Genomic DNA, 19,440 nt, shown 5'->3' with positions numbered 1-19,440 from the left:
GGTTTCAGAATTAATTCTGAAACCTCTTTTTAGTTGAACAATTATTTTGGGTTCTTTTTATTACCAATATCGTAGTCGGAATCGCTCATTGCTTCAACGTTACCAAGTCGATAACCGTTACCGACTTGGGAGAAGAAGTCATGATTGACCGTAGCGGTGGAGATTCCGTTCATAACGATTGGGTTAACGTCTGCTTCAGTATCAGGGAACATTGGATCTTGTCCTAGATTCATGAGGGCCTTATTGGCGTTATATCTAATGAAAGTTAAAACATCTTCAGACCATCCCACTTGGTCGTAAAGCAAATGGGTGTACTTTTCCTCATTTTGATAAAGGTCGTACAAGAAGTTATACATCCAATCCTTTAAATCATTTTGTTCATTTTCACCTAATTGGTTGAACTGAACTTGGAATTTATAGCCAATGTATGTTCCGTGGACCGATTCGTCACGAATAATTAATTTAATGATTTCAGCAACGTTTGGAAGCTCGTTATGACCGAGGTACCAGATGGGAGTATAGAATCCAGAGTAGAAAAGAAAAGTTTCAAGGAACACACTAGAAATTTTCTTTTTTAATGGATGACCATCGTCATGGTATAACGAATAGATCTTTTTCGTTTTGTTTTGGAGGAATTCTTCTGTATCACTCCAATGAAAGATTTCATCAATTTCATCAGGGGTGTTTAAAGTTGAAAAAATGGATGAATAGCTTTTGGCGTGAACGGATTCCATAAACTGAATGTTATTTAAAACCGCAATTTCATGTTGGGTAACAGCATCATTTCTAAGGGCGGCCATTCCGTCTTGAGACTGTAAGGTATCCAGTAAAGTTAAGCCACCAAAAACGTGACCAACAATCCATTTATGATCATCGTCAAGCGAACGCCAATCCTTTAAATCATTTGACAAAGGAATTCTGGTATCAAGCCAGAACTGTTCGGTTAGTTTTTCCCAGGTGGCTTTATCAATCTCGTCGCCAATGGAATTCCAATTAATGGCCTTGTAGTTTCCCTGTAACTTTCCGGTTAAAACTTTATTAATGTCCATAAATTCCCTCCTAAAGATTAAATTACACAGCTTTCACACTCGTTAGCACCAACTTCAGTGTTGTCATCGGTAAATGTCCGAACATAGTAGAGCGATTTAATTCCCTTTTTGTAGGCGTAATTGCGAAGGATCGTTAAATCTCTGGTGGACATTTTGTTACTTCGACTGTCTTTCCATTCGTATAGCCCTTCAGGAATGGTTGAGCGCATGAAGAGAGTCAAACTCATTCCCTGATCGACGTGTTTTTGAGCGGCGGCGTAAACGTCAATCACCTTTCGCATGTCCGTGTCGTAAGCTGATTCGTAGTAAGGAATGGTGTCATTAGAAAGGTAGGGGGCCGGATAGTAAATTGTTCCGATTTTGGACTCTTGTCTGGCTTCAATTTTTTGAACAATCGGGTGCAGACTAGCGGTAGCATCACCGATGTAAGCGGTGGAACCGTTTGGAGCAACTGCCATTCGGTTTTGATGGTACAAACCATATTCCATGATTGACTTCTTTAAATCTTCCCAATCTTTTTCAGTTGGAATAAAGACGCCATCAAACAATGACTTGACTTTTTTGGAAGTTGGCGCCCAACTTTTATTTACGTATTGATCAAAATAAGAACCGTCAGCGTACTTACTCTTGTCGAAGTTATGAAAGACCTTACCGCGATCCTTGGCCATTTGATTTGAGGCCTTTAAGGTCCAGTAATTTAATAACATGAAATAGGTGCTGGTAAATTCAATGGATTCTTTTGAACCATAATACATATGATTTTTAGCAAAATAAGAGTGAAGACCCATAGCTCCTAAACCAATTGAGTGACTTAATTCATTGCCACGTCTGACTGATGGAACAACGTTAATTGATGAATGATCGGTCACAAAAGTTAGAGCTTTGACCATGGCTTCGACTGATTTACCGAAGTCGGGAGAAGCCATCAAATTGACAACGTTCGTTGACCCTAAATTACAAGAAACATCGGTTCCAAGCTGTTCGTAATTTTGTTCATCATCAACAATTGATGGGGTTTGGACTTGCATAATTTCAGTACATAAGTTACTCATGACGATTTTTCCATCAACTGGATTATCGCGATTGGCGGTGTCGATATTGATAATGTATGGGTAGCCGGACTCTTGTTGTAACTTACCAATTTCTGTTTCTAGTTCACGTGCCCTGATCTTCTTTTTGCGAATATTCTTGTTGTTGACCATGTTGTCGTATTCTTTAGTGATATCGACGTAAGAAAAGGGAACGCCATACTCACGTTCAACGTCGTACGGACTAAATAAGTACATATCTTCATTGTTTTTAGCTAGTTCATAGAATTTATCTGGGACAACTACACCCAGGGAAAGAGTGTTAACCCGAATTTTTTCGTCGGCATTTTCCTTTTTAACCCCTAAGAACTCGATGATGTCGGGATGGAAGACACTTAAATAAACAACCCCAGCACCGTTTCTTTGGCCTAATTGATTAGAATAGGTAAAACTATCCTCTAGTAACTTCATTACTGGAAGAACGCCGCTAGCTGCTCCTTGAATGTGTTTAATAGGGTCGCCGGCCGCTCTAAGGTTAGAAAGGTTGATCCCAACTCCACCACCAATTTTGGATAATTGAAGGGCCGAATTAATGGTACGACCGATGGTATTCATGTTATCGGTGGTTTGAAGTAGAAAACACGAAATCAACTCCCCCCGACGTTTCTTTCCAGCATTTAAAAAAGTTGGAGTAGCTGGTTGAAAGCGTTGATGAATTAATTCATCAGCAAGATCCATGGCAAGCTTTTGATCGCCATCAGCAAGAAACAAGGCGTTCATTGCGGTTCTGTCTATGTAGCTTTCTAAGTACATGGAATTGTCATCAGTTTTCATGGCGTATTGAGCATAAAACTTGTATGCAGCCATAAATGATTTGAAGTGAAAATCTTGTTTTTCCAAATACTTGTATAATTTTTCAATGAATGAAAAAGGATATTTATTTACAAAATCCTCTTCAATGTAATTATGCTTAATTAGATAATCAAAACGATCTTTTAAAGAATCAAACTTAACGGTATTTGGATTAACGTTTTCTTTGAAAAAGGCTTTTAAAGCTTCCTGATCTTTTTCCAATTGGATTCTGCCATCGACAGGGATATTAATTTCATTATTTAGTTCGTAATACGTAACATCGTGCAAATCTTTTAAAGACATATTGGATTACTCTCCCTTAATCGTGTCGTACGAAATATCTGAAACGTTGGTTTTGTATTATACTATAAATATGAAAAATTTAACCAACTAGTTTCTTTAATTGGTCAGGTTGAAACCCACTAAATGCTTCAAGTGCTTGACTCTCAACAACTGGAACAGCTTGAAAGCCTTCACCCTTCAGGTAAGCGACGTATTCCGGATTTTCGGATGTGTTTTTTTCAACGAAGTCAACGTTGTGTTCGCTAAGGAAACGTTTTGTCATCTTGCATTGGATACAATTGTTCTTGGTAAATACAGTAATTTTTTTCATTTTGTTTCATCTCCTTGATATCTTTCACTTGATGAGTTTACTCTCAAAAAGTGAAATTTTCAACAGAAAAAAACACCATATATAGTGAAATTGATAGGAATTAGACGCTATATATAGTGCTTATGGTTTAAATATTATTTTTTTAGGATGTGATTAATTTTGAACGACTTTTATTATACCGCAAATCCTGATGTTAAACATGAGGAAAAGCATTGGAACTTTTCTTTACTTAAAACCACGCTAAGTTTTGTGACAGACAACGGTGTGTTTTCTAAAAATACCGTGGATTATGGTTCGCGGGTTTTGATTAATAATGTCGATGTTAATGAAATGCCTCAGGGAGCAATCTTAGACATGGGATGTGGTTACGGCCCGATTGGTCTGTTTTTGGCCAAGACAAATCCAGAACGGCATTTTACTATGGTAGACGTCAATAATTTAGCGTTAAAACTGGCTAAACAGAATGCGGATCTCAATCAGATTGATAACGTAGATATCTTTGTTTCTGATGGGTATCAGAATATTTCCCAAAAGTATGCGGGCATTGTAACTAATCCCCCCGTTCGTGCCGGAAAAAAAGTTGTCGATGAAATGATTACGGGTTCTTATGACCACCTGGTTAATGATGGAACGTTGACGGTGGTTTTACAAAAGAAGCAGGGAGCACCCTCGGCTAAAAAATTAATGAATAGGGTTTTTGGTAACGTACAAATCGTTAAACGTGATAAGGGATATTACATTTTAAAGAGTAGAAAGGAAGTCATAAATGAATGAAAATGATGCGTATTTTATGGACCAAGCTTTAAATGAAGCTAACCATGCTTACGTCATTGGTGAAGTACCGATTGGAGCATTAATCGTTAAGGACGGTCAAATTGTTGGGAAGGGACATAATCTGCGTGAACACACGGAGATTGGAACCGAGCATGCTGAAATCATTGCGATTGAAGAAGCGTGTATCAATTTAAAGAGTTGGCGTTTAAATGATTGTGAGATGTACGTGACGGTTGAGCCTTGTTTAATGTGTGCTGGTGCGATTATTAATACCAGGATTAAAAGATTAGTATATGGAGCAAAAAATGAGAAAGCAGGAGCCGTTGAAAGTCTTTATCATACCCTGAATGATTCAAGACAAAACCATCAGGTTCAAGTTACAAGTGGATTGAAAGCCACCCAATCTGGTAATATGATGAAGAAATTCTTTAAAGATAAACGCAAATCACGGTAATATTCCTAGACATTTGTGGATTTTTCGGTTATGATAATTAATGCCGTAAGGCCCTGAAGCAAGGGCAGACTTACGAACCGTGTCAGGTCCGGAAGGAAGCAGCACTAAGTATCTTTTGCCTTGTGCTTCTCGTTTTTAGAAATTAAACTCCTAGTCGTTTGACTGGGAGATTTTTTTTGGACAAATTGTCGTTTAAAGTTATTAGCATTTCGTCAATTTTCAAGATATAATAATTAATGGTATCAATTTTCAGTGAAAGGAAGCATTTCATGAGTTATCAAGCACTATATCGGACCTGGCGTCCACAAAGATTTGATGAAATTGTCGGGCAGCCGGTTATTACTCAGACTTTAAAAAACGCATTGATAACTAACCAGATTAGTCATGCGTATTTATTTACAGGTCCCCGTGGAACGGGAAAAACTTCCGCCGCTAAAATTTTGGCTAAAGCGGTTAACTGTCCTAATTTAAAGGATGGAGAACCCTGTAATGAGTGTGAAACGTGCTTAGCAATTAATAAGGGTGCGTTTAATGATGTCATTGAAATTGATGCTGCTTCTAATAATGGGGTCGAAGAGATCAGAAATATTCGCGATAAGGCGAAGTATTCCCCAACGGAAGGTAAATATAAAGTTTATATCATTGATGAAGTGCATATGTTGTCGACGGGGGCCTTTAATGCCTTGCTTAAAACACTAGAAGAGCCGCCGGAGCACGTCATTTTCATATTGGCTACCACTGAACCCCAAAAGATTCCTGCTACCATCATTTCACGAACACAACGTTTTGATTTCAAGCGAATCAAGGCTAGTGATATCCTGCAACGAATGGAATACATCCTTTCAAAAAAGGGCATTGAGTACGATGACAAGGCGCTAAAGGTAATCGCTAAAAGTGCTGAGGGTGGAATGCGTGATGCACTTAGTATCCTTGACCAAGCTCTTTCCTACAGTAATGATAAGGTGACATATGAAAGTGCCTTGTCAGTCACTGGCAGTGTCACCAGGGATCGAATTCAGTCGTACTTTGAGGCCGTTTTTAATTCAGACGTTTCGACGGGTTTAAAAATGGTTCAAGAAATTCTTGATGACGGCAAAGATGCTAATCAGTTTATTGAGGACTTAATTGATTATTGTCAGAATATTTTGTTATATCATCAGGATCCAGAAATGGTCCAAAAGAGCGAACTTGGACTTTTAGGCGACAATTTTAAGGCGATTGCTGATAAGGTGGATAGTAATTTAATATATCATTACGTTGAAATTATGAGTGACGTTCAAAATCAAATGCGTTATTCTTCTCATCCCGATGTTTATTTGGATATTTTAACGGTTAAACTGGCAAATCAAAAAGAAAGTGACCCAGATAACGAATCAAAAAGCGATGATAAGGATACGAAAGTTTTAAAAAAGCAACTGTCTGAGCTGCAAAATCAAGTTAGTGAGTTAAAGTCGGAACTGGGCAATGGGTCAACGTCAACTGATGATGATAAGCAACCTAAATCAACTAAATCTAAGCCAATCGCTGATTCCTCTCATTATGATTCCACCAAACAGGTCCGAGTTAATTTGACGAAAGTTTACGATATCCTAGAAAAGGCCACTAGAAAAGATCTGACTACTTATCAGGATATCTGGCAGGAATTACTTCAGTCGTTGTCGGTCACGCAACGAGCCGTGATGCATGTCTCAAACCCAGTTGCTGCGAGTGATAAGGGAGTTGTTGTTGCCTTTGATTATGGCTTTTTGTATCAGAAGGCTGGAACCGATGGTGATTTGATGGATGCACTTCAAAATGGCCTTGATCGTATTTTAGGATTTGTTCCAACGGTTGTGTTTGTACCAAATGATGAATGGCCACAACTTAGAAGTGACTACCTTAAAAATCACCGGTCTCATAATGAAAAAATTCAGTCAACCCCCAAGTCAGAAAAAGCGACTTCTAATACGAACGAAGCTTACGAAAAGCAAGAACAAACTGAAACGACCAAAGATAAAGATAACAATGATTCGGTTAATACTGCCAAGCAGATGTTTGGTGATGATATAATTGATGTTAAAGATGATTAATTAAAAGGAGAATAATTATGAACGGAATGAACATGGGAAAGATGATGCAAAAAGCTCGTAAGATGCAACAACAAATGCAAAATGAACAAGAAGAAATTGAGAAGAGTGAATTCACTGGAAAAGCTCCAGAAGATATAGTGACCGTTACCTTTACTGGTGATCGCAAGATGAAGGATATGAACGTCAAACCAGAGGCCATTGATCCAGATGATCCAGACATGCTCTCAGATCTAGTGATCAGTGCGGTTAACGATGCACTTTCACAGATTGAAAAGACCACTCAAGATAAGATGGGGAAGTATACCAAGGGAATGAATATTCCAGGTATGTAGAAGAAGGGATTTAAATGCAATACCCAGAACCAATTGCTAAGCTAATCGATAGTTACATGCATTTGCCAGGAATTGGCAGAAAGACCGCTACTAGATTGGCGTTTTATACGGTTGATATGAATAAAACCGATGTAAAAAACTTTGCGGATGCCTTAACTTCAACTAAGAATGATTTGCGTTTTTGTTCAATTTGCGGCAATATCACCGAGACCGATCCCTGTGAGATCTGTACCGATGAAAGTCGTGATCAAAGTAAGATTATGGTAGTGGAACAGTCTAAAGATGTGATGACGATGGAAAAAATGAAGGATTATAATGGTCTTTATCACGTTTTACACGGAGTGCTTTCCCCAATTGAGGGGAAGGGTCCTGAAGACATCAATATCAGCTCTTTAATCAAACGACTGCAAAAAAACGAAGAAGTTAAAGAAGTCATCATTGCTACTAATGCCACTCCCGAGGGAGAAGCAACGGCAATGTATTTGGCAAAGTTAATTAAGCCAGCAGGCATTAAAGTTACCAGATTGTCTCATGGACTGTCAGTCGGAAGTGACATCGAATATGCAGATGAGATGACCCTTTCAAAGGCAGTTTCTGGACGCACCGAAATGTGAGGGATGAACGATGTTTTCGTTATTTAGATATAGTTCTATGAAGCAAAATTATGATGACCAATTGCTTGATACCATCAATTTTTTAAAAAATGATTGGGATCAGGCCGTGCAAACTGAACAAGCCGTTTCCGAAACGGACAGTCACTTATTTGCACAAACGATGCTTACAAAGCAAAAATACATGTTTATGTATCGGCAAGCACGAAAACGAAACATTAAAAATGATCGGATTCAACCGTCAGTATATGAAAACTAAACGTAAGCCAGCTAGATCCTAGCTGGCTTTTTAAATAGACAATAAATATAACTTAAAGTACAATGAAAATAGCAAAAATGCTGGGACTGAATCTAATATGACTGGACAATTTATTACATTTGAAGGCACTGATGGTGCTGGAAAAACCACCGTTTTAAATCAGGTGGTTGATAAAATTAAACCAATGCTTAAAGACCAATTGCTAACTACTCGTGAACCAGGTGGGAACCAAGTCTCCGAGCAAATTCGGCAGATAATTTTGAATAAAAACGAGTCAGATATGGATGACCGTTGTGAGGCGCTTTTGTTTGCGGCGGCCAGAAGAGAGCATTTAGTTAAAACTATTTTGCCAGCTTTAAAGTCCGGTCAATTAGTTTTGTGCGACCGCTATCTTGACAGTTCAATTGCGTATCAAGGAGCGGGCCGAGAACTTGGTGAAAGCGCCGTTTTATCAATGAATCAGTTTGCTACTGAGGGTTTAATGCCTGATACCACCATTTATTTTGACGTCCCAGTCGACGTTGGATTAGACCGCATTGCTGAACATCGGAGTGGGGAAGTTAATCGTTTGGATCTTCAAGAACACGATTTTTACGTTCGGGTTCATGAAGCTTATGATGAAATTGCCAAACAGAACCCCAAGCGGGTTATTAAGGTTGATGCTACTAAGCCAATTGAACAAGTAGTAGATCAGGTCATTTCCGTGTTGTATAAGAGAGCAGCTAGATATTTTAACGAAAGTAAATAGGAGGATCAGTTATGAAGTTAATTATTGCAATTGTCCAAGATAAGGATGCAGCCAAATTACAATCTGAATTCATCAAACATAAGATCCAAGCAACCCAATTATCCACTAAAGGTGGATTCTTGAAGGCTAAAAACGTCACTTATTTGATTGGAGCTAAAGATGATAAGGTCGACGAGATTTTGGATATCATTAAAACAACCTGTGAAACTAGAAAACAATACATGACACCACCGGTTAGTTTAGCTGGAAGCATTAGTGAGACGTCTTATCCGGTTGAAGTTCAGGTTGGAGGAGCAACGGTTATGATTTTGCCAATGGAATCATTAAATCGCTTCTAGTTAGTTAATATAATGGTAGAAGAAACTTTAGCTCAGACCATAATTAAACAGGCTACCCAAAAACAAGCTACTTTAACACAACACTTTATGGGCGTTATTTCGGCTCAAGATCTCAGTCACTCGTATCTTTTTTCGGGTTCGGATGGTTTGGGAAAATTAGCGGTTGCAAAGACGATTGCAATGCGTTTGTTTTGTAATAACGTTCAAAATGGCATGCCATGTGGCATCTGTAATGAGTGTGTCCGGATCGCAGAAGACGAACATCCTGATGTGGTGATGATCAAACCCGATGGCAGAAGTATCAAAGTTGATTCAATTCGACATTTAAAACATGAATTTTCTAAAAGTGCGGTTGAAGGAAACAAGAAGGTTTTCATTATTGACGGGGCCGATACGATGACTACTAGTGCTGCTAATAGTCTTTTGAAGTTTATTGAAGAGCCAAATGGGCAAGTTAATTCCTTTTTACTTACCAATGACTATCGAAAGATATTACCAACCATCATATCTAGAACGCAGTTAGTAGAATTTCCAAAAATTAACGAAGATAACTTGATTAAGTACGTAACTGATAGAGGGTTATCGAAAACGTCTAGTAATCTTATTTTAGAATTAACTGAGGACTTATCTTCAATTGATAAAATGCTTGAAGACGGTTGGTTTAACAAGGTTAAAGAGATAGTTGAGCACTGGTTTAATGAATTAGTTAATGATGATTATCGCGCTTTTACGAGCGTTCAAATTAGCTTTATGCCTAATATAACGGGTCGGTTTGAACAACAGATGACTTTAAAAATGATTTATCAAATTTTTAAGGATGTCTTTGATGTCAAGTTTAGGGAATTAAAGCCTGATAGTTTAGGGTTTGGTGATCAGTATTCCCTTTTGAAACAGATGGCTAACCAGTTATCAGATGATCAATTAATTGAAATCATCACAACGTTCTTGAACAGTGCCAAAAAACAAGATCTAAACGTTAGCTTCCAAAATATTTTGGAGGTTATTACCCTGAAATGTTTAGCAGTCATTGAAGGAGGAGCAAAAGTCGATTGAAAGAATCAGATGTTAACGAAGAATTTAATAATTTGGAATCACAATCGGAATTAATGAGTGAAAAAATTGGTGATCTTCGGGATGAAATTGATAAAGTCATCGAGGAAAATTCAGAACTGAAGATTGAAAATGAACATCTTCGAGAGTTAATTTCGGGAAAAGATGGGAAAAACAAAAAGAAGCAGCAACTTTCGATGTCCAAGAAAAACTTGGAAAAATTGTATAACGAAGGATTTCATGTTTGCACACAGTTTTATGGAAAACGGCGTAATAGTAATAGTAGTTGTATGTTTTGTACCGATATCATTTACGGAGAAAGGTAATTCCATTGGATTTATCAGTTCAAAAAAGTTTTGCAGATCATAACAAGGGCAGTTTATATCTGGTTCCTACACCAATTGGTAATCTTGATGATATGACGATTAGAGCCATCAATATTTTAAAAGATGTTGATTTGATTGCTGCTGAAGATACGAGGAATACCCAGAAACTTTTAAATCATTTTGATATTACGACCAAACAAATTAGTTTTCATGAGCATAATACTGAACAACGAGCACCTGAATTAGTTGAAAAATTAATCAATGGGATTTCAATTGCACAAGTCAGTGATGCAGGGATGCCTTCAATTAGTGATCCTGGACGTGAGTTAGTAAAGCAATGCATTGAACATGATATTTCCGTGATAAGCATTCCGGGACCAAACGCTGGCCTTACTAGTTTAATTGCTTCAGGACTTAAACCTCAACCGTTTTTGTTTTATGGATTTTTAAAACGGAAACCCAAAGAGCAGGTTGATGAACTAAAGATTTTAGCACAAGAATATCCGACCTTGATTTTTTATGAAGCTCCTCATCGACTTAAAAAGACGCTCTTAAACATGCAAAAGGTTTTTGGCAATCGGCAGGCAGTGCTTGCAAGAGAGCTCACTAAAAAGTTTGAAGAATACGTTCGTGGTGGTCTTGACGATTTAGTGGAATGGTCCAAACAAAATGAGATTAGAGGAGAGTTTGTCATTCTAGTTTCTGGGAATCCAGACGGGTTTAAACTTCATGAAGAGAAGCAAAATGAAGCTCAATTATCGGTTTACGAGCAGGTTGATCAATTAATTAGTAACGGTGAAAAGCCCAATGGCGCGATTAAGCAAGTCGCTAAGCAAAATGGGTTAGTCCGTCAGGATGTTTATAATCAATACCACCACATAGAATAAGATAAGAGGAATTAAGATGACTGGAGATATTTTTTCTGAAGACCATGTAGTTGAGTACTATGAAACCAATTTACTGGGTAACATTACTCTTTCAATGTTAATTGACGTGATCATTATGATTTCACAGGACCAAGCAAAAGCACTCGGTGTAAGTACCAGACATGTGATTGAACATGGCGTAACTTGGGTTGTTGTTCAAACCGACATGGATATTACGCGTCTTCCTAAAGTTCATGAAAAAATTCAGGTTCAAACGAGGGGAACTTCATACACTAAGTACTTTGCGTACCGTGAATTCTGGGTTAGAGACGTTAACGGGAATGAATTAGTTCATGTTGGCAGTTTGTGGGTCATGATGGACATTAAATCCAGAAAAATGGTTCGATTAGAGGAAGATATGATTACTCCCTATCACTGTGATCGAGTAAGAAGGATTCAACGGTTAAGAAAGATTCCTCAAATTCATGATGAACAAAATCTTATGAAGACTGAGTATCACGTTCGTTTTACTGACATTGATTGGAATTCTCATGTCAATAATGCCAAATACATTGGATGGATGGTTGATGATTTATCCTATGATTTTTTGGCAACTCACGTTCCAAAGCAAGTAAGTATTAAGTATGAAGATGAAGTTACATATGGTGATCCGGTCGTAAGTCGAAGCAAACTCATTAAGACCGGTGATCAAATTCAATCGATCCACGATATTTCGGTCAACGATGATACTAAATCGATTGCCGAAATTAAATGGAAGAAGCTGAATAAAGAAGGAAGTAAATAACATGCACGTTTTAGCAGTTGATACCTCTAATCAACCATTAACTGTGGCAGTTTTAAAAGACGAACAGGTGCTAGCAACAACCACGATGACAACGCATAGAAAACATGCTGAATACTTAATGCCGGTGGTTGAAAAGTTGGTTAAGTATGCCAATTTAACTCCACAAGATCTGGATCGGGTAGTCGTAAGTAATGGTCCTGGTTCATACACTGGGATTAGAATTGCCACCACGGTTGGAAAAGTTTTGGCCGATACATTGAATATTGATTTGGTTGGCATTTCAAGTCTCATGGCGCTTGTTTTAAACGTGCAAAAACACGACCAGTTGGTAGTGCCATTATTTGATGGTAGAAACGATAATTTGTTTACTGGTCTGTACCGTACTTCCGATCGTGGTCCCGAGTCGGTAATTAAAGATCAACACGTTAATTTTTATAAGTGGATGACCGAACTGGACAAGTTTGATGAGCCCATCGTATTCGTTGGAAGTGATGTTGCTCATTTTTCCGAGCGCTTAAAACAACATTTCGGGAAAGATTTTAAATATATGACTGGAATTGATAACCTGCCACAGGCAGCTAAAATTGGTATCTATGGGGAAAAGCAAGAACCAGTTGCTGATGTTAACAATTTTAATCCCAATTATCTTCGTTTAACCAAAGCACAAGCAGACTGGCAAAAGTTAAACCCGGGGAGGGAAAACGAGTCTTATGTTGAAGAAAATTGAGGCATGGTTAAAAAAGAACGTTAAAAAAAAGGAAGAAGCCAAAATTCAGCGTGGACTTCAGATTAAAAATCACATTGTTGATGTGAATGGAGTCGATTACTATTTTGGCAAGGGTTCTATTACTGACATCCCTGACATTGTGAATGTTGAAGAAGAGGTTTACGACAAAAAGGCAGCTTGGGATCGAGAACGTTTCCTAAATGATCTAAAAAAGCACAAAAACAGTTTATACTTGGTAATTAGGAAAGCCGACGAATTGATTGCTTTTGTCGGTTGTTCGATTTCTCGTGATAGTAAGAATTGTCACGTTGAAAATATTGCGGTGTTACCCAAATTCCAAAATCGCGGATTGGGATATTTTTTGCTTACCATGATTATCAGAAGAGCCCGACTGATGAGACTTAAAAGTGTTTCAATCGAAATTCGATTAGGAAATATTAAAGCTCAAGATTTGAATCGGGATCTTGGGTTTGTTCAGGTTGGAATTGATCCAGATTACTATAATGATGGTGAAGATGCTGTGGTAATGAAACTGGATTTATCCAAGCAAAAAGTGGCACCAAATAATTTTGGAAGATAATTAGAGACGGGTGAGTATTAATGCAAGATAATAGTGTGATCTTGGCGTTTGAGAGTAGTTGTGATGAAACAAGTGTTGCTGTTATCAAGGATGGTAAAGAAATTTTATCAAACGTTGTTGCAACTCAGATTAAAAGTCATCAGCGATTTGGTGGTGTGGTACCAGAAGTGGCTAGTCGTCATCATATTGAAGAGATTACCATTTGTATAAATGATGCTTTGAAACGTGCAAACGTCACATACGATGATTTAACGGCAGTAGCTGTGACCTATGGCCCAGGATTGGTTGGTGCACTTTTGATTGGAGTCACCGCTGCCAAAGTGGTAGCTTGGGCTCATCATCTACCCCTTATTCCAATTAATCACATTGCAGGACATATTTATGCTACTAACTTTATTAAGCCAATTGAGTTTCCAGCAATGGCACTTGTGGTATCTGGTGGTCATACGGAGCTTGTTTTTATGCCTGAAGAAGGTAGGTTTGAGATCATCGGTGAGACTAGAGACGATGCCGCGGGTGAAGCGTTTGACAAAATTGGGAGAGTTTTAGGAATTAATTATCCAGCTGGTCCAACCGTTGACAAAATGGCTCAAAAGGGAAAGGATACTTTTAATTTTCCACGCGCGATGGAATCAGATGGTAATTATGATTTTAGTTTTAGCGGACTTAAAAGTGCTTTTATCAATACCGTTCACCATGCCGATCAGATTGGAAAGACTCTAAATAAGAACGATTTAGCTGCTAGTTTTGAAGCTGCCGTAGTGGACGTTTTGGCAAAAAAATCACAAAGTGCGCTTGAAAATTATCCTGTAAAAGAGTTTATTTTAGCTGGCGGAGTTGCCGCGAATAAGGGCATTAGAAATCGACTAGATGCAATTGCTAGTAAGGAAAATGTGGAATTTGTCAAGGCTCCGCTTAAGTTGTGTGGAGATAATGCAGCCATGATAGGAGCTGCTGCAGCGGCAATGCAGCACCATCAGGAAAAAGGAAAAGCTTCACTAAATGCTGATCCAGGATTAGAATTTGAGTGGGCTCAAAATGAAAAATAAATCGTTAACAACAAATTATTAAATTAATTTATCCTGCCCTGTGGGGCTTTTCAGCTGATTTCATTTTTATATTATTTCACAAACAATTTCTTTATGTTAGAATTAATTTTGTGACTTATTAATCTCGACAATAATAATAGGAGATTTGAAAATGGCTGAGACAAAAATTCCACGTGCAACCGCGAAACGATTGCCGCTTTACTATCGTTATTTAAATATTTTACATGACGGTGGAAAGAAACGAATATCATCAAATGAATTGGCCGACGCAATTCAAGTGGATTCTGCTACAATTCGTCGTGACTTTTCATATTTTGGTGCCCTTGGTAAGCGAGGTTATGGATATGACGTAGACAGTTTACTAGAATTTTTCAAGAAGATCTTGAACCAAGATCAATTAACCAATGTAGCATTGATTGGTGTTGGTAACTTGGGTCATGCCCTTTTGAATTTTAACTTCCACATGGATAGTAATATTAGAATTTCCGCTGCTTTTGACGTTAATCCTAAAAATGTTAATACCATTCAAGGTGGGGTTCCAATTTACCCAATGGATCAATTGGTAAAACAGCTTAAAGATCAACAAATCAGTGTTGTGATTCTCACAGTTCCTGGTAAAGTTGCTCAACAAGTTGCTGATCAAGTTGCCAAAGCGGGTGTAAAAGGAATTTTAAACTTCACATCAGTCCGATTATCGGTTCCAAAGGAAATTAGAGTTCATAATGTTGATTTGACTAATGAACTGCAAACATTGATCTATTTTATTGATCACTATGATAAAGATTAAGCATCCAAGTTTGGATGCTTTTTTATTTTTATCGGGCAAAGTTCTTGCATTAGTTGTGAAAACATAATATATTAAGAATGTAAGTTAGCACTTGATAAGTGCAAGTGCTAAAATTTAATAAAGATATTTATTGGAGGGATTAACGTGTTAGAACCATTAGGAGATCGCGTAATTGTCGAAGTGCAAGAACCAGAAGAAAAAAACGTCGGTGGAATTGTTTTAGCAAATAACGCTAAAGAAAAACCACAGATGGGTAAAGTTGTCGCTGTAGGCGAGGGTCGAGTTCTTGATAACGGACAAAAAGTTGCCCCTTCTGTTAAAGAAGACGACATGGTCATGTTTGATAAGTATGCAGGGACAAAGGTTGAATATGATGGTACTCCATACCTTGTAATGCACGAAAAAGATTTACTTGCAATCGTTAAATAATAAAAATAAATTAATTAATATGAGGTGATAATAATGGCTAAAGAAATTAAGTTTTCTGAAAATGCTAGAAATTCGATGTTAAATGGTGTTGACAAATTAGCTGACACTGTAAAAACAACTATGGGTCCAAAGGGACGTAACGTTGTTCTAGAAGAAAAAGCTGGAGATCCAACAATCACAAATGATGGTGTTACCATTGCTAAAGCAATTGATCTTCCAGATCACTTTGAAAATATGGGTGCTAAGTTAGTATCTGAAGTTGCTTCTAAAACCAATGATGTTGCCGGTGATGGTACTACTACTGCTACTGTTCTTGCCCAAGCAATCGTTAAAGAGGGTATGAAGAACGTTACCGCTGGTGCTAATCCCGTTGGAGTTCGTCAAGGAATCGAAAAGGCTACTAGAACAGCCGTTGACAGTCTTCACAAGATGAGTCACCAAGTAACTAGCAAGGAAGATATCGCTCAAATTGCTTCAATCTCATCAGCTAACGAAAAGGTTGGTAATTTGATTGCCGATGCAATGGAAAAAGTTGGTAATGATGGTGTTATTACGATTGAAGAATCACGTGGTGTTGACACTAGTTTAGACGTTGTTGAAGGTATGGAATTTGATCGTGGATACATGTCACAATACATGGTTACCGACCAAGAAAAAATGGAAGCTAACCTAGATAATCCCTACATTTTAATTACTGACAAGAAAATCACTAATATCCAAGACATTTTGCCATTACTTCAATCAGTCGTACAACAAGGTCGTTCACTCTTGATCATTGCTGATGATATTGGTGGAGAAGCTCTTCCAACCTTAGTTTTGAACAAGATGCGTGGAACCTTTAATGTTGTAGCTGTTAAGGCTCCCGGCTTTGGTGATCGTCGTAAAGAACAACTCCAAGACATCGCTACTTTGACTGGTGGTACTGTAATTACTTCTGATCTTGGATTAGATCTAAAAGACACTACCATTGATCAGTTAGGTCAAGCTAATAAGGTTAACGTTACTAAAGACAGCACAACTATCGTTGAAGGTAAGGGTAGCAAAGAAGCTATCGACAAACGAATTGATGAAATCAAACAACAAATTGATGCCACTGATTCTGACTTTGACCGTGATAAGTTGAAGGAACGTTTAGCTAAGTTGGCTGGTGGAGTTGCTGTTATCAAAGTTGGTGCAGCCACTGAAACTGAACTTAAAGAACGTAAGTACCGAATTGAAGATGCTTTGAATGCTACTAGAGCCGCTGTTGAGGAAGGATTTGTTCCCGGTGGTGGTACAGCCTTTATCAACATCTTGAATGACGTTGATAAAATCCCTGCTGAAGGTGATGAAGCAACTGGAGTTAACATTGTTGTTAAAGCCCTAGAAGCGCCAGTAAGACAAATTGCTGAAAATGCTGGGATTGACGGTTCAGTTATTGTTGATCATTTGAAAGACGAAAAACCAGGCATTGGTTACAATGCATTGACTGGCAAGTACGAAGACATGATCAAGGCTGGTGTCGTTGACCCAACTAAGGTAAGCCGTTCAGCTCTTCAAAACGCTGCATCTGTTTCAGCTCTTCTATTAACTACTGAAGCCGTTGTTGCCGAACAACCAAAAAATGATAATGATCAACCAGCTGCTCCACAACAACCTGGAATGGGTGGAATGATGTAATTTAAGTTTTAACCAAAAAGAGTCCGAATGGACTCTTTTTTATTTCCAATTATGATGAATTATCTACTTTAATGTAGTACAATTGCATTTGACTTTAAAATTACGGTTTTACTAGGTTAAATATGACATATTAAAGGAGTATGGATTAAATGTGGCGGTATTTAAAAAGATTAATTATTGGACGTCCGCTTAAGACAACGGAAGGCTCTGGTCAATCTCTCACTAAGTTCAAAGGTTTAGCATTGTTATCATCTGATGCCTTATCATCAGTTGCTTATGGTACTGAACAGATCACTGCCGTTTTGATTACCTTATCGACCGCGGCATTAATGTATCAAATGTGGGTCGCACTACTAGTGTTGGTTCTGTTAGCCGCAATCACATTATCTTATCGACAGATTATTTATGCTTATCCATCTGGTGGAGGTGCCTACGTTGTTGCCCGAACCAATTGGGGTGACACTGCTGGTTTAGTTGCTGGTGGGTCCCTATTAGTTGATTATATGTTAACGGTTGCCGTTTCAACGACTTCTGGGACTGAAGCAATTACTTCTGCCATCCCTGCGCTATATAATTATCAGGTTCCGATCGCAATCTTAATTGTAATATTTATCATGATTTTGAATCTTCGTGGAATGCATGATTCAGCTTCATTCCTAGTTATTCCAGTGTACCTATTTATTGTGATGATTATCATTTTAATCATTGTTGGTGCTTATAATATTTTAACTAATAAAATTACTTATCATGCGTATGCTCCACTGAATATCTCAGTTAAGGGAATGACCTTGGTATTATTCTTTAAGGCATTCTCATCTGGTTCAGCATCGTTAACTGGAGTTGAAGCCATTAGTAATGCGGTTCCAAACTTTAAACAACCAAAACGAAAGAACGCTGCCAATACATTAGGTATCATGGCCATTATTTTAGGAATCTTCTTTGCTGGGATTACCTTTCTAAGTTACTACATGGGAGTTATTCCTAACGCTAAGGATACTGTCTTATCACAGATTGGTACCAATGTCTTTGGTCACGGAATCATGTACTACTTACTTCAGCTTGCAACTGCCTTGATTTTAGCTGTTGCTGCTAACACTGGTTTCTCTGCCTTTCCAATTTTGGCCTACAACATGGCTAAAGATAAATATTTGCCACATGCCTACCTGGATAAGGGTGACCGACTAGGTTATTCAAATGGAATTATTTCGTTAGCTTTAGGTGCGATTGTTTTAATTGTCCTCTTTAAAGGTAAAACTAATCTCTTAATTCCACTCTATGCTGTTGGTGTGTTTGTTCCATTTACGTTGTCTCAATCTGGAATGATTGTTCACTGGTTCAGAAATAAAGATGGCTTGTGGCCGGTGAAGGCTGTCATTAATTTTATTGGAGCGTTCATCTCAGTGATGTTAGTCTTCTTCCTGTTTGCACTTCATTTTGCAAACGTTTGGCCATATCTCATTATCATGCCGTTGCTCCTTTTGATGTTTTACAAAATTCATCTTCACTATCAGCGAATTGCTGAGCAGCTGCGTATTTCAACTGATCCTAATTATGAGAATCATACCTATGCTGGTTCAACGGTAATCGTGTTAGTGGGAAATGTTACCCAAGTTACTAGACAAGCAATTAACTATGCGAGATCGATTGGTGACAATGTCATTGCCATGCACGTTTCGTTTGCCGATAATCCGCAAAAAGAAGAGAAAATTTCAACGAAGTTTAAAGAAGAGTATCCAGACATTCGATTTGTCGATATTCATACCTCGTATCGTTCGGTTGTCGATCCGGTGCTTCGTTTCTGTGATGTTATTGCGAAACAGGATGAGGATCGTAATTATACTACGACGGTTCTGGTTCCTCAGTTTGTACCAAAACACTACTGGCAACAAGTCCTTCATAATCAGACTGCTGTTCGATTAAGAAGTGCCTTGAATTCACGTCAGGACATCATTGTATCGACGTATAACTATCATTTAAGTGAATAATAGAACAAAAAGCTAGGCTATGTTAAACATAGCCTAGCTTTTTTGATTTG

22 protein-coding genes and 1 other RNA gene are annotated in these 19,440 nt (G+C 38.1%); 20 read left to right on the top strand and 3 right to left on the bottom strand.

Annotated features, from left to right (window positions below; genetic code table 11):
* Positions 1–41 precede the first annotated feature (41 nt).
* The 3 genes from nrdF to nrdH all read right to left on the bottom strand — a co-directional run bounded on the left by nrdF (position 42) and on the right by nrdH (position 3,542).
* Positions 42–1,049: a class 1b ribonucleoside-diphosphate reductase subunit beta gene (nrdF, locus tag AC6UDF_RS06910; RefSeq protein ID WP_500694471.1), complete on the bottom strand. Its 1,008-nt coding sequence runs from the start codon at positions 1,047–1,049 to the stop codon at positions 42–44.
* Positions 1,050–1,066: 17 nt separating this feature from the next.
* The gene (gene nrdE, locus AC6UDF_RS06905) at positions 1,067–3,232 is read right to left on the bottom strand and encodes a class 1b ribonucleoside-diphosphate reductase subunit alpha (RefSeq protein WP_500694470.1); all 2,166 of its coding nucleotides are present in this window, start codon (positions 3,230–3,232) and stop codon (positions 1,067–1,069) included.
* 79 nt (positions 3,233–3,311) lie between these two features.
* Positions 3,312–3,542, bottom strand: a complete 231-nt coding sequence (nrdH, locus tag AC6UDF_RS06900; protein WP_500694469.1) for a glutaredoxin-like protein NrdH — start codon at positions 3,540–3,542, stop codon at positions 3,312–3,314.
* Positions 3,543–3,701: 159 nt separating this feature from the next.
* Here nrdH and AC6UDF_RS06895 point away from each other — a divergent pair, with 159 nt between their 5' ends.
* From AC6UDF_RS06895 to kimA, 20 genes are all read left to right on the top strand, one after another.
* A complete protein-coding gene (locus AC6UDF_RS06895) occupies positions 3,702–4,316 on the top strand; it encodes a class I SAM-dependent methyltransferase (protein ID WP_500724161.1) in 615 nt (204 codons plus the stop codon).
* Positions 4,309–4,770: a tRNA adenosine(34) deaminase TadA gene (tadA, locus tag AC6UDF_RS06890; RefSeq protein WP_500694467.1), complete on the top strand. Its 462-nt coding sequence runs from the start codon at positions 4,309–4,311 to the stop codon at positions 4,768–4,770. The genes AC6UDF_RS06895 and tadA overlap by 8 nt, the downstream gene beginning before the upstream one ends.
* 50 nt (positions 4,771–4,820) lie before the next feature.
* Positions 4,821–4,907, top strand: an RNA gene (gene ffs / locus AC6UDF_RS06885) — signal recognition particle sRNA small type.
* 132 nt (positions 4,908–5,039) lie between these two features.
* Positions 5,040–6,839, top strand: coding sequence for a DNA polymerase III subunit gamma/tau (gene dnaX, locus AC6UDF_RS06880; RefSeq protein ID WP_500694466.1), 1,800 nt, complete (start codon positions 5,040–5,042; stop codon positions 6,837–6,839).
* Between the two features lie 14 nt (positions 6,840–6,853).
* On the top strand, positions 6,854–7,171 hold the full coding sequence (locus AC6UDF_RS06875; RefSeq protein ID WP_500694501.1) for a YbaB/EbfC family nucleoid-associated protein: 318 nt from the start codon (positions 6,854–6,856) through the stop codon (positions 7,169–7,171).
* 14 nt (positions 7,172–7,185) lie between these two features.
* The gene (gene recR / locus AC6UDF_RS06870) at positions 7,186–7,785 is read left to right on the top strand and encodes a recombination mediator RecR (protein ID WP_500694465.1); all 600 of its coding nucleotides are present in this window, start codon (positions 7,186–7,188) and stop codon (positions 7,783–7,785) included.
* Positions 7,786–7,822: 37 nt separating this feature from the next.
* Positions 7,823–8,041, top strand: coding sequence for a YaaL family protein (locus AC6UDF_RS06865; RefSeq protein WP_500694464.1), 219 nt, complete (start codon positions 7,823–7,825; stop codon positions 8,039–8,041).
* Positions 8,042–8,138: 97 nt separating this feature from the next.
* Entirely contained in the window at positions 8,139–8,789 is a 651-nt protein-coding gene (gene tmk / locus AC6UDF_RS06860) for a dTMP kinase (protein ID WP_500694463.1), read from the top strand.
* A gap of 11 nt (positions 8,790–8,800) precedes the next feature.
* The gene (darA, locus tag AC6UDF_RS06855; protein WP_500694462.1) at positions 8,801–9,127 is read left to right on the top strand and encodes a cyclic di-AMP receptor DarA; all 327 of its coding nucleotides are present in this window, start codon (positions 8,801–8,803) and stop codon (positions 9,125–9,127) included.
* 12 nt (positions 9,128–9,139) lie between these two features.
* Positions 9,140–10,180: a DNA polymerase III subunit delta' gene (gene holB / locus AC6UDF_RS06850; RefSeq protein ID WP_500694461.1), complete on the top strand. Its 1,041-nt coding sequence runs from the start codon at positions 9,140–9,142 to the stop codon at positions 10,178–10,180.
* Complete coding sequence (locus AC6UDF_RS06845; protein WP_500694460.1) at positions 10,177–10,503, top strand: DNA replication initiation control protein YabA; 327 nt, start codon at positions 10,177–10,179, stop codon at positions 10,501–10,503. Before holB ends, AC6UDF_RS06845 begins: the two co-directional genes overlap by 4 nt.
* 5 nt (positions 10,504–10,508) lie before the next feature.
* Positions 10,509–11,390 (top strand): 16S rRNA (cytidine(1402)-2'-O)-methyltransferase, encoded by an 882-nt coding sequence (gene rsmI, locus AC6UDF_RS06840; protein ID WP_500694459.1) that lies wholly within the window; start codon positions 10,509–10,511, stop codon positions 11,388–11,390.
* Between the two features lie 16 nt (positions 11,391–11,406).
* A complete protein-coding gene (locus tag AC6UDF_RS06835; RefSeq protein WP_500724159.1) occupies positions 11,407–12,174 on the top strand; it encodes an acyl-[acyl-carrier-protein] thioesterase in 768 nt (255 codons plus the stop codon).
* A gap of 1 nt (position 12,175) precedes the next feature.
* A complete protein-coding gene (gene tsaB / locus AC6UDF_RS06830) occupies positions 12,176–12,901 on the top strand; it encodes a tRNA (adenosine(37)-N6)-threonylcarbamoyltransferase complex dimerization subunit type 1 TsaB (protein ID WP_500694457.1) in 726 nt (241 codons plus the stop codon).
* Positions 12,885–13,481: a ribosomal protein S18-alanine N-acetyltransferase gene (rimI, locus tag AC6UDF_RS06825; RefSeq protein ID WP_500694456.1), complete on the top strand. Its 597-nt coding sequence runs from the start codon at positions 12,885–12,887 to the stop codon at positions 13,479–13,481. The genes tsaB and rimI overlap by 17 nt, the downstream gene beginning before the upstream one ends.
* Positions 13,482–13,501: 20 nt before the next feature.
* Positions 13,502–14,530, top strand: coding sequence for a tRNA (adenosine(37)-N6)-threonylcarbamoyltransferase complex transferase subunit TsaD (gene tsaD, locus AC6UDF_RS06820; RefSeq protein WP_500724157.1), 1,029 nt, complete (start codon positions 13,502–13,504; stop codon positions 14,528–14,530).
* A 151-nt stretch (positions 14,531–14,681) separates the two neighbouring features.
* On the top strand, positions 14,682–15,317 hold the full coding sequence (locus tag AC6UDF_RS06815; protein WP_010021811.1) for a redox-sensing transcriptional repressor Rex: 636 nt from the start codon (positions 14,682–14,684) through the stop codon (positions 15,315–15,317).
* Positions 15,318–15,461: 144 nt separating this feature from the next.
* Positions 15,462–15,746: a co-chaperone GroES gene (gene groES, locus AC6UDF_RS06810; protein WP_500694454.1), complete on the top strand. Its 285-nt coding sequence runs from the start codon at positions 15,462–15,464 to the stop codon at positions 15,744–15,746.
* Between the two features lie 33 nt (positions 15,747–15,779).
* Positions 15,780–17,405 (top strand): chaperonin GroEL, encoded by a 1,626-nt coding sequence (gene groL / locus AC6UDF_RS06805; protein WP_500694453.1) that lies wholly within the window; start codon positions 15,780–15,782, stop codon positions 17,403–17,405.
* Between the two features lie 149 nt (positions 17,406–17,554).
* Positions 17,555–19,390 (top strand): potassium transporter KimA, encoded by a 1,836-nt coding sequence (kimA, locus tag AC6UDF_RS06800; RefSeq protein ID WP_500724155.1) that lies wholly within the window; start codon positions 17,555–17,557, stop codon positions 19,388–19,390.
* The last annotated feature ends 50 nt before the right edge of the window (positions 19,391–19,440 follow it).

The organism is Fructilactobacillus sp. X2R6C1, from assembly GCF_059901295.1.
Note: the sequence above shows the minus strand (reverse complement) of the source record. Positions and strands in the feature narration are given on the sequence as shown.

What these genes read in the sequence shown, in the direction of transcription:
- recR (WP_500694465.1), top strand. Translation starts at nt 7,186, where the DNA reads ATGCAATACCCAGAACCAATTGCTAAGCTAATCGATAGTTACATGCAT.
- tsaB (WP_500694457.1), top strand. Translation starts at nt 12,176, where the DNA reads ATGCACGTTTTAGCAGTTGATACCTCTAATCAACCATTAACTGTGGCA.
- AC6UDF_RS06835 (WP_500724159.1), top strand. Translation starts at nt 11,407, where the DNA reads ATGACTGGAGATATTTTTTCTGAAGACCATGTAGTTGAGTACTATGAA.
- groL (WP_500694453.1), top strand. Translation starts at nt 15,780, where the DNA reads ATGGCTAAAGAAATTAAGTTTTCTGAAAATGCTAGAAATTCGATGTTA.
- nrdH (WP_500694469.1), bottom strand. Translation starts at nt 3,542, where the DNA reads ATGAAAAAAATTACTGTATTTACCAAGAACAATTGTATCCAATGCAAG.
- dnaX (WP_500694466.1), top strand. Translation starts at nt 5,040, where the DNA reads ATGAGTTATCAAGCACTATATCGGACCTGGCGTCCACAAAGATTTGAT.
- nrdF (WP_500694471.1), bottom strand. Translation starts at nt 1,049, where the DNA reads ATGGACATTAATAAAGTTTTAACCGGAAAGTTACAGGGAAACTACAAG.
- tadA (WP_500694467.1), top strand. Translation starts at nt 4,309, where the DNA reads ATGAATGAAAATGATGCGTATTTTATGGACCAAGCTTTAAATGAAGCT.
- kimA (WP_500724155.1), top strand. Translation starts at nt 17,555, where the DNA reads ATGTGGCGGTATTTAAAAAGATTAATTATTGGACGTCCGCTTAAGACA.
- AC6UDF_RS06865 (WP_500694464.1), top strand. Translation starts at nt 7,823, where the DNA reads ATGAAGCAAAATTATGATGACCAATTGCTTGATACCATCAATTTTTTA.
- nrdE (WP_500694470.1), bottom strand. Translation starts at nt 3,232, where the DNA reads ATGTCTTTAAAAGATTTGCACGATGTTACGTATTACGAACTAAATAAT.
- AC6UDF_RS06815 (WP_010021811.1), top strand. Translation starts at nt 14,682, where the DNA reads ATGGCTGAGACAAAAATTCCACGTGCAACCGCGAAACGATTGCCGCTT.
- tsaD (WP_500724157.1), top strand. Translation starts at nt 13,502, where the DNA reads ATGCAAGATAATAGTGTGATCTTGGCGTTTGAGAGTAGTTGTGATGAA.
- holB (WP_500694461.1), top strand. Translation starts at nt 9,140, where the DNA reads ATGGTAGAAGAAACTTTAGCTCAGACCATAATTAAACAGGCTACCCAA.
- darA (WP_500694462.1), top strand. Translation starts at nt 8,801, where the DNA reads ATGAAGTTAATTATTGCAATTGTCCAAGATAAGGATGCAGCCAAATTA.
- rimI (WP_500694456.1), top strand. Translation starts at nt 12,885, where the DNA reads ATGTTGAAGAAAATTGAGGCATGGTTAAAAAAGAACGTTAAAAAAAAG.
- tmk (WP_500694463.1), top strand. Translation starts at nt 8,139, where the DNA reads ATGACTGGACAATTTATTACATTTGAAGGCACTGATGGTGCTGGAAAA.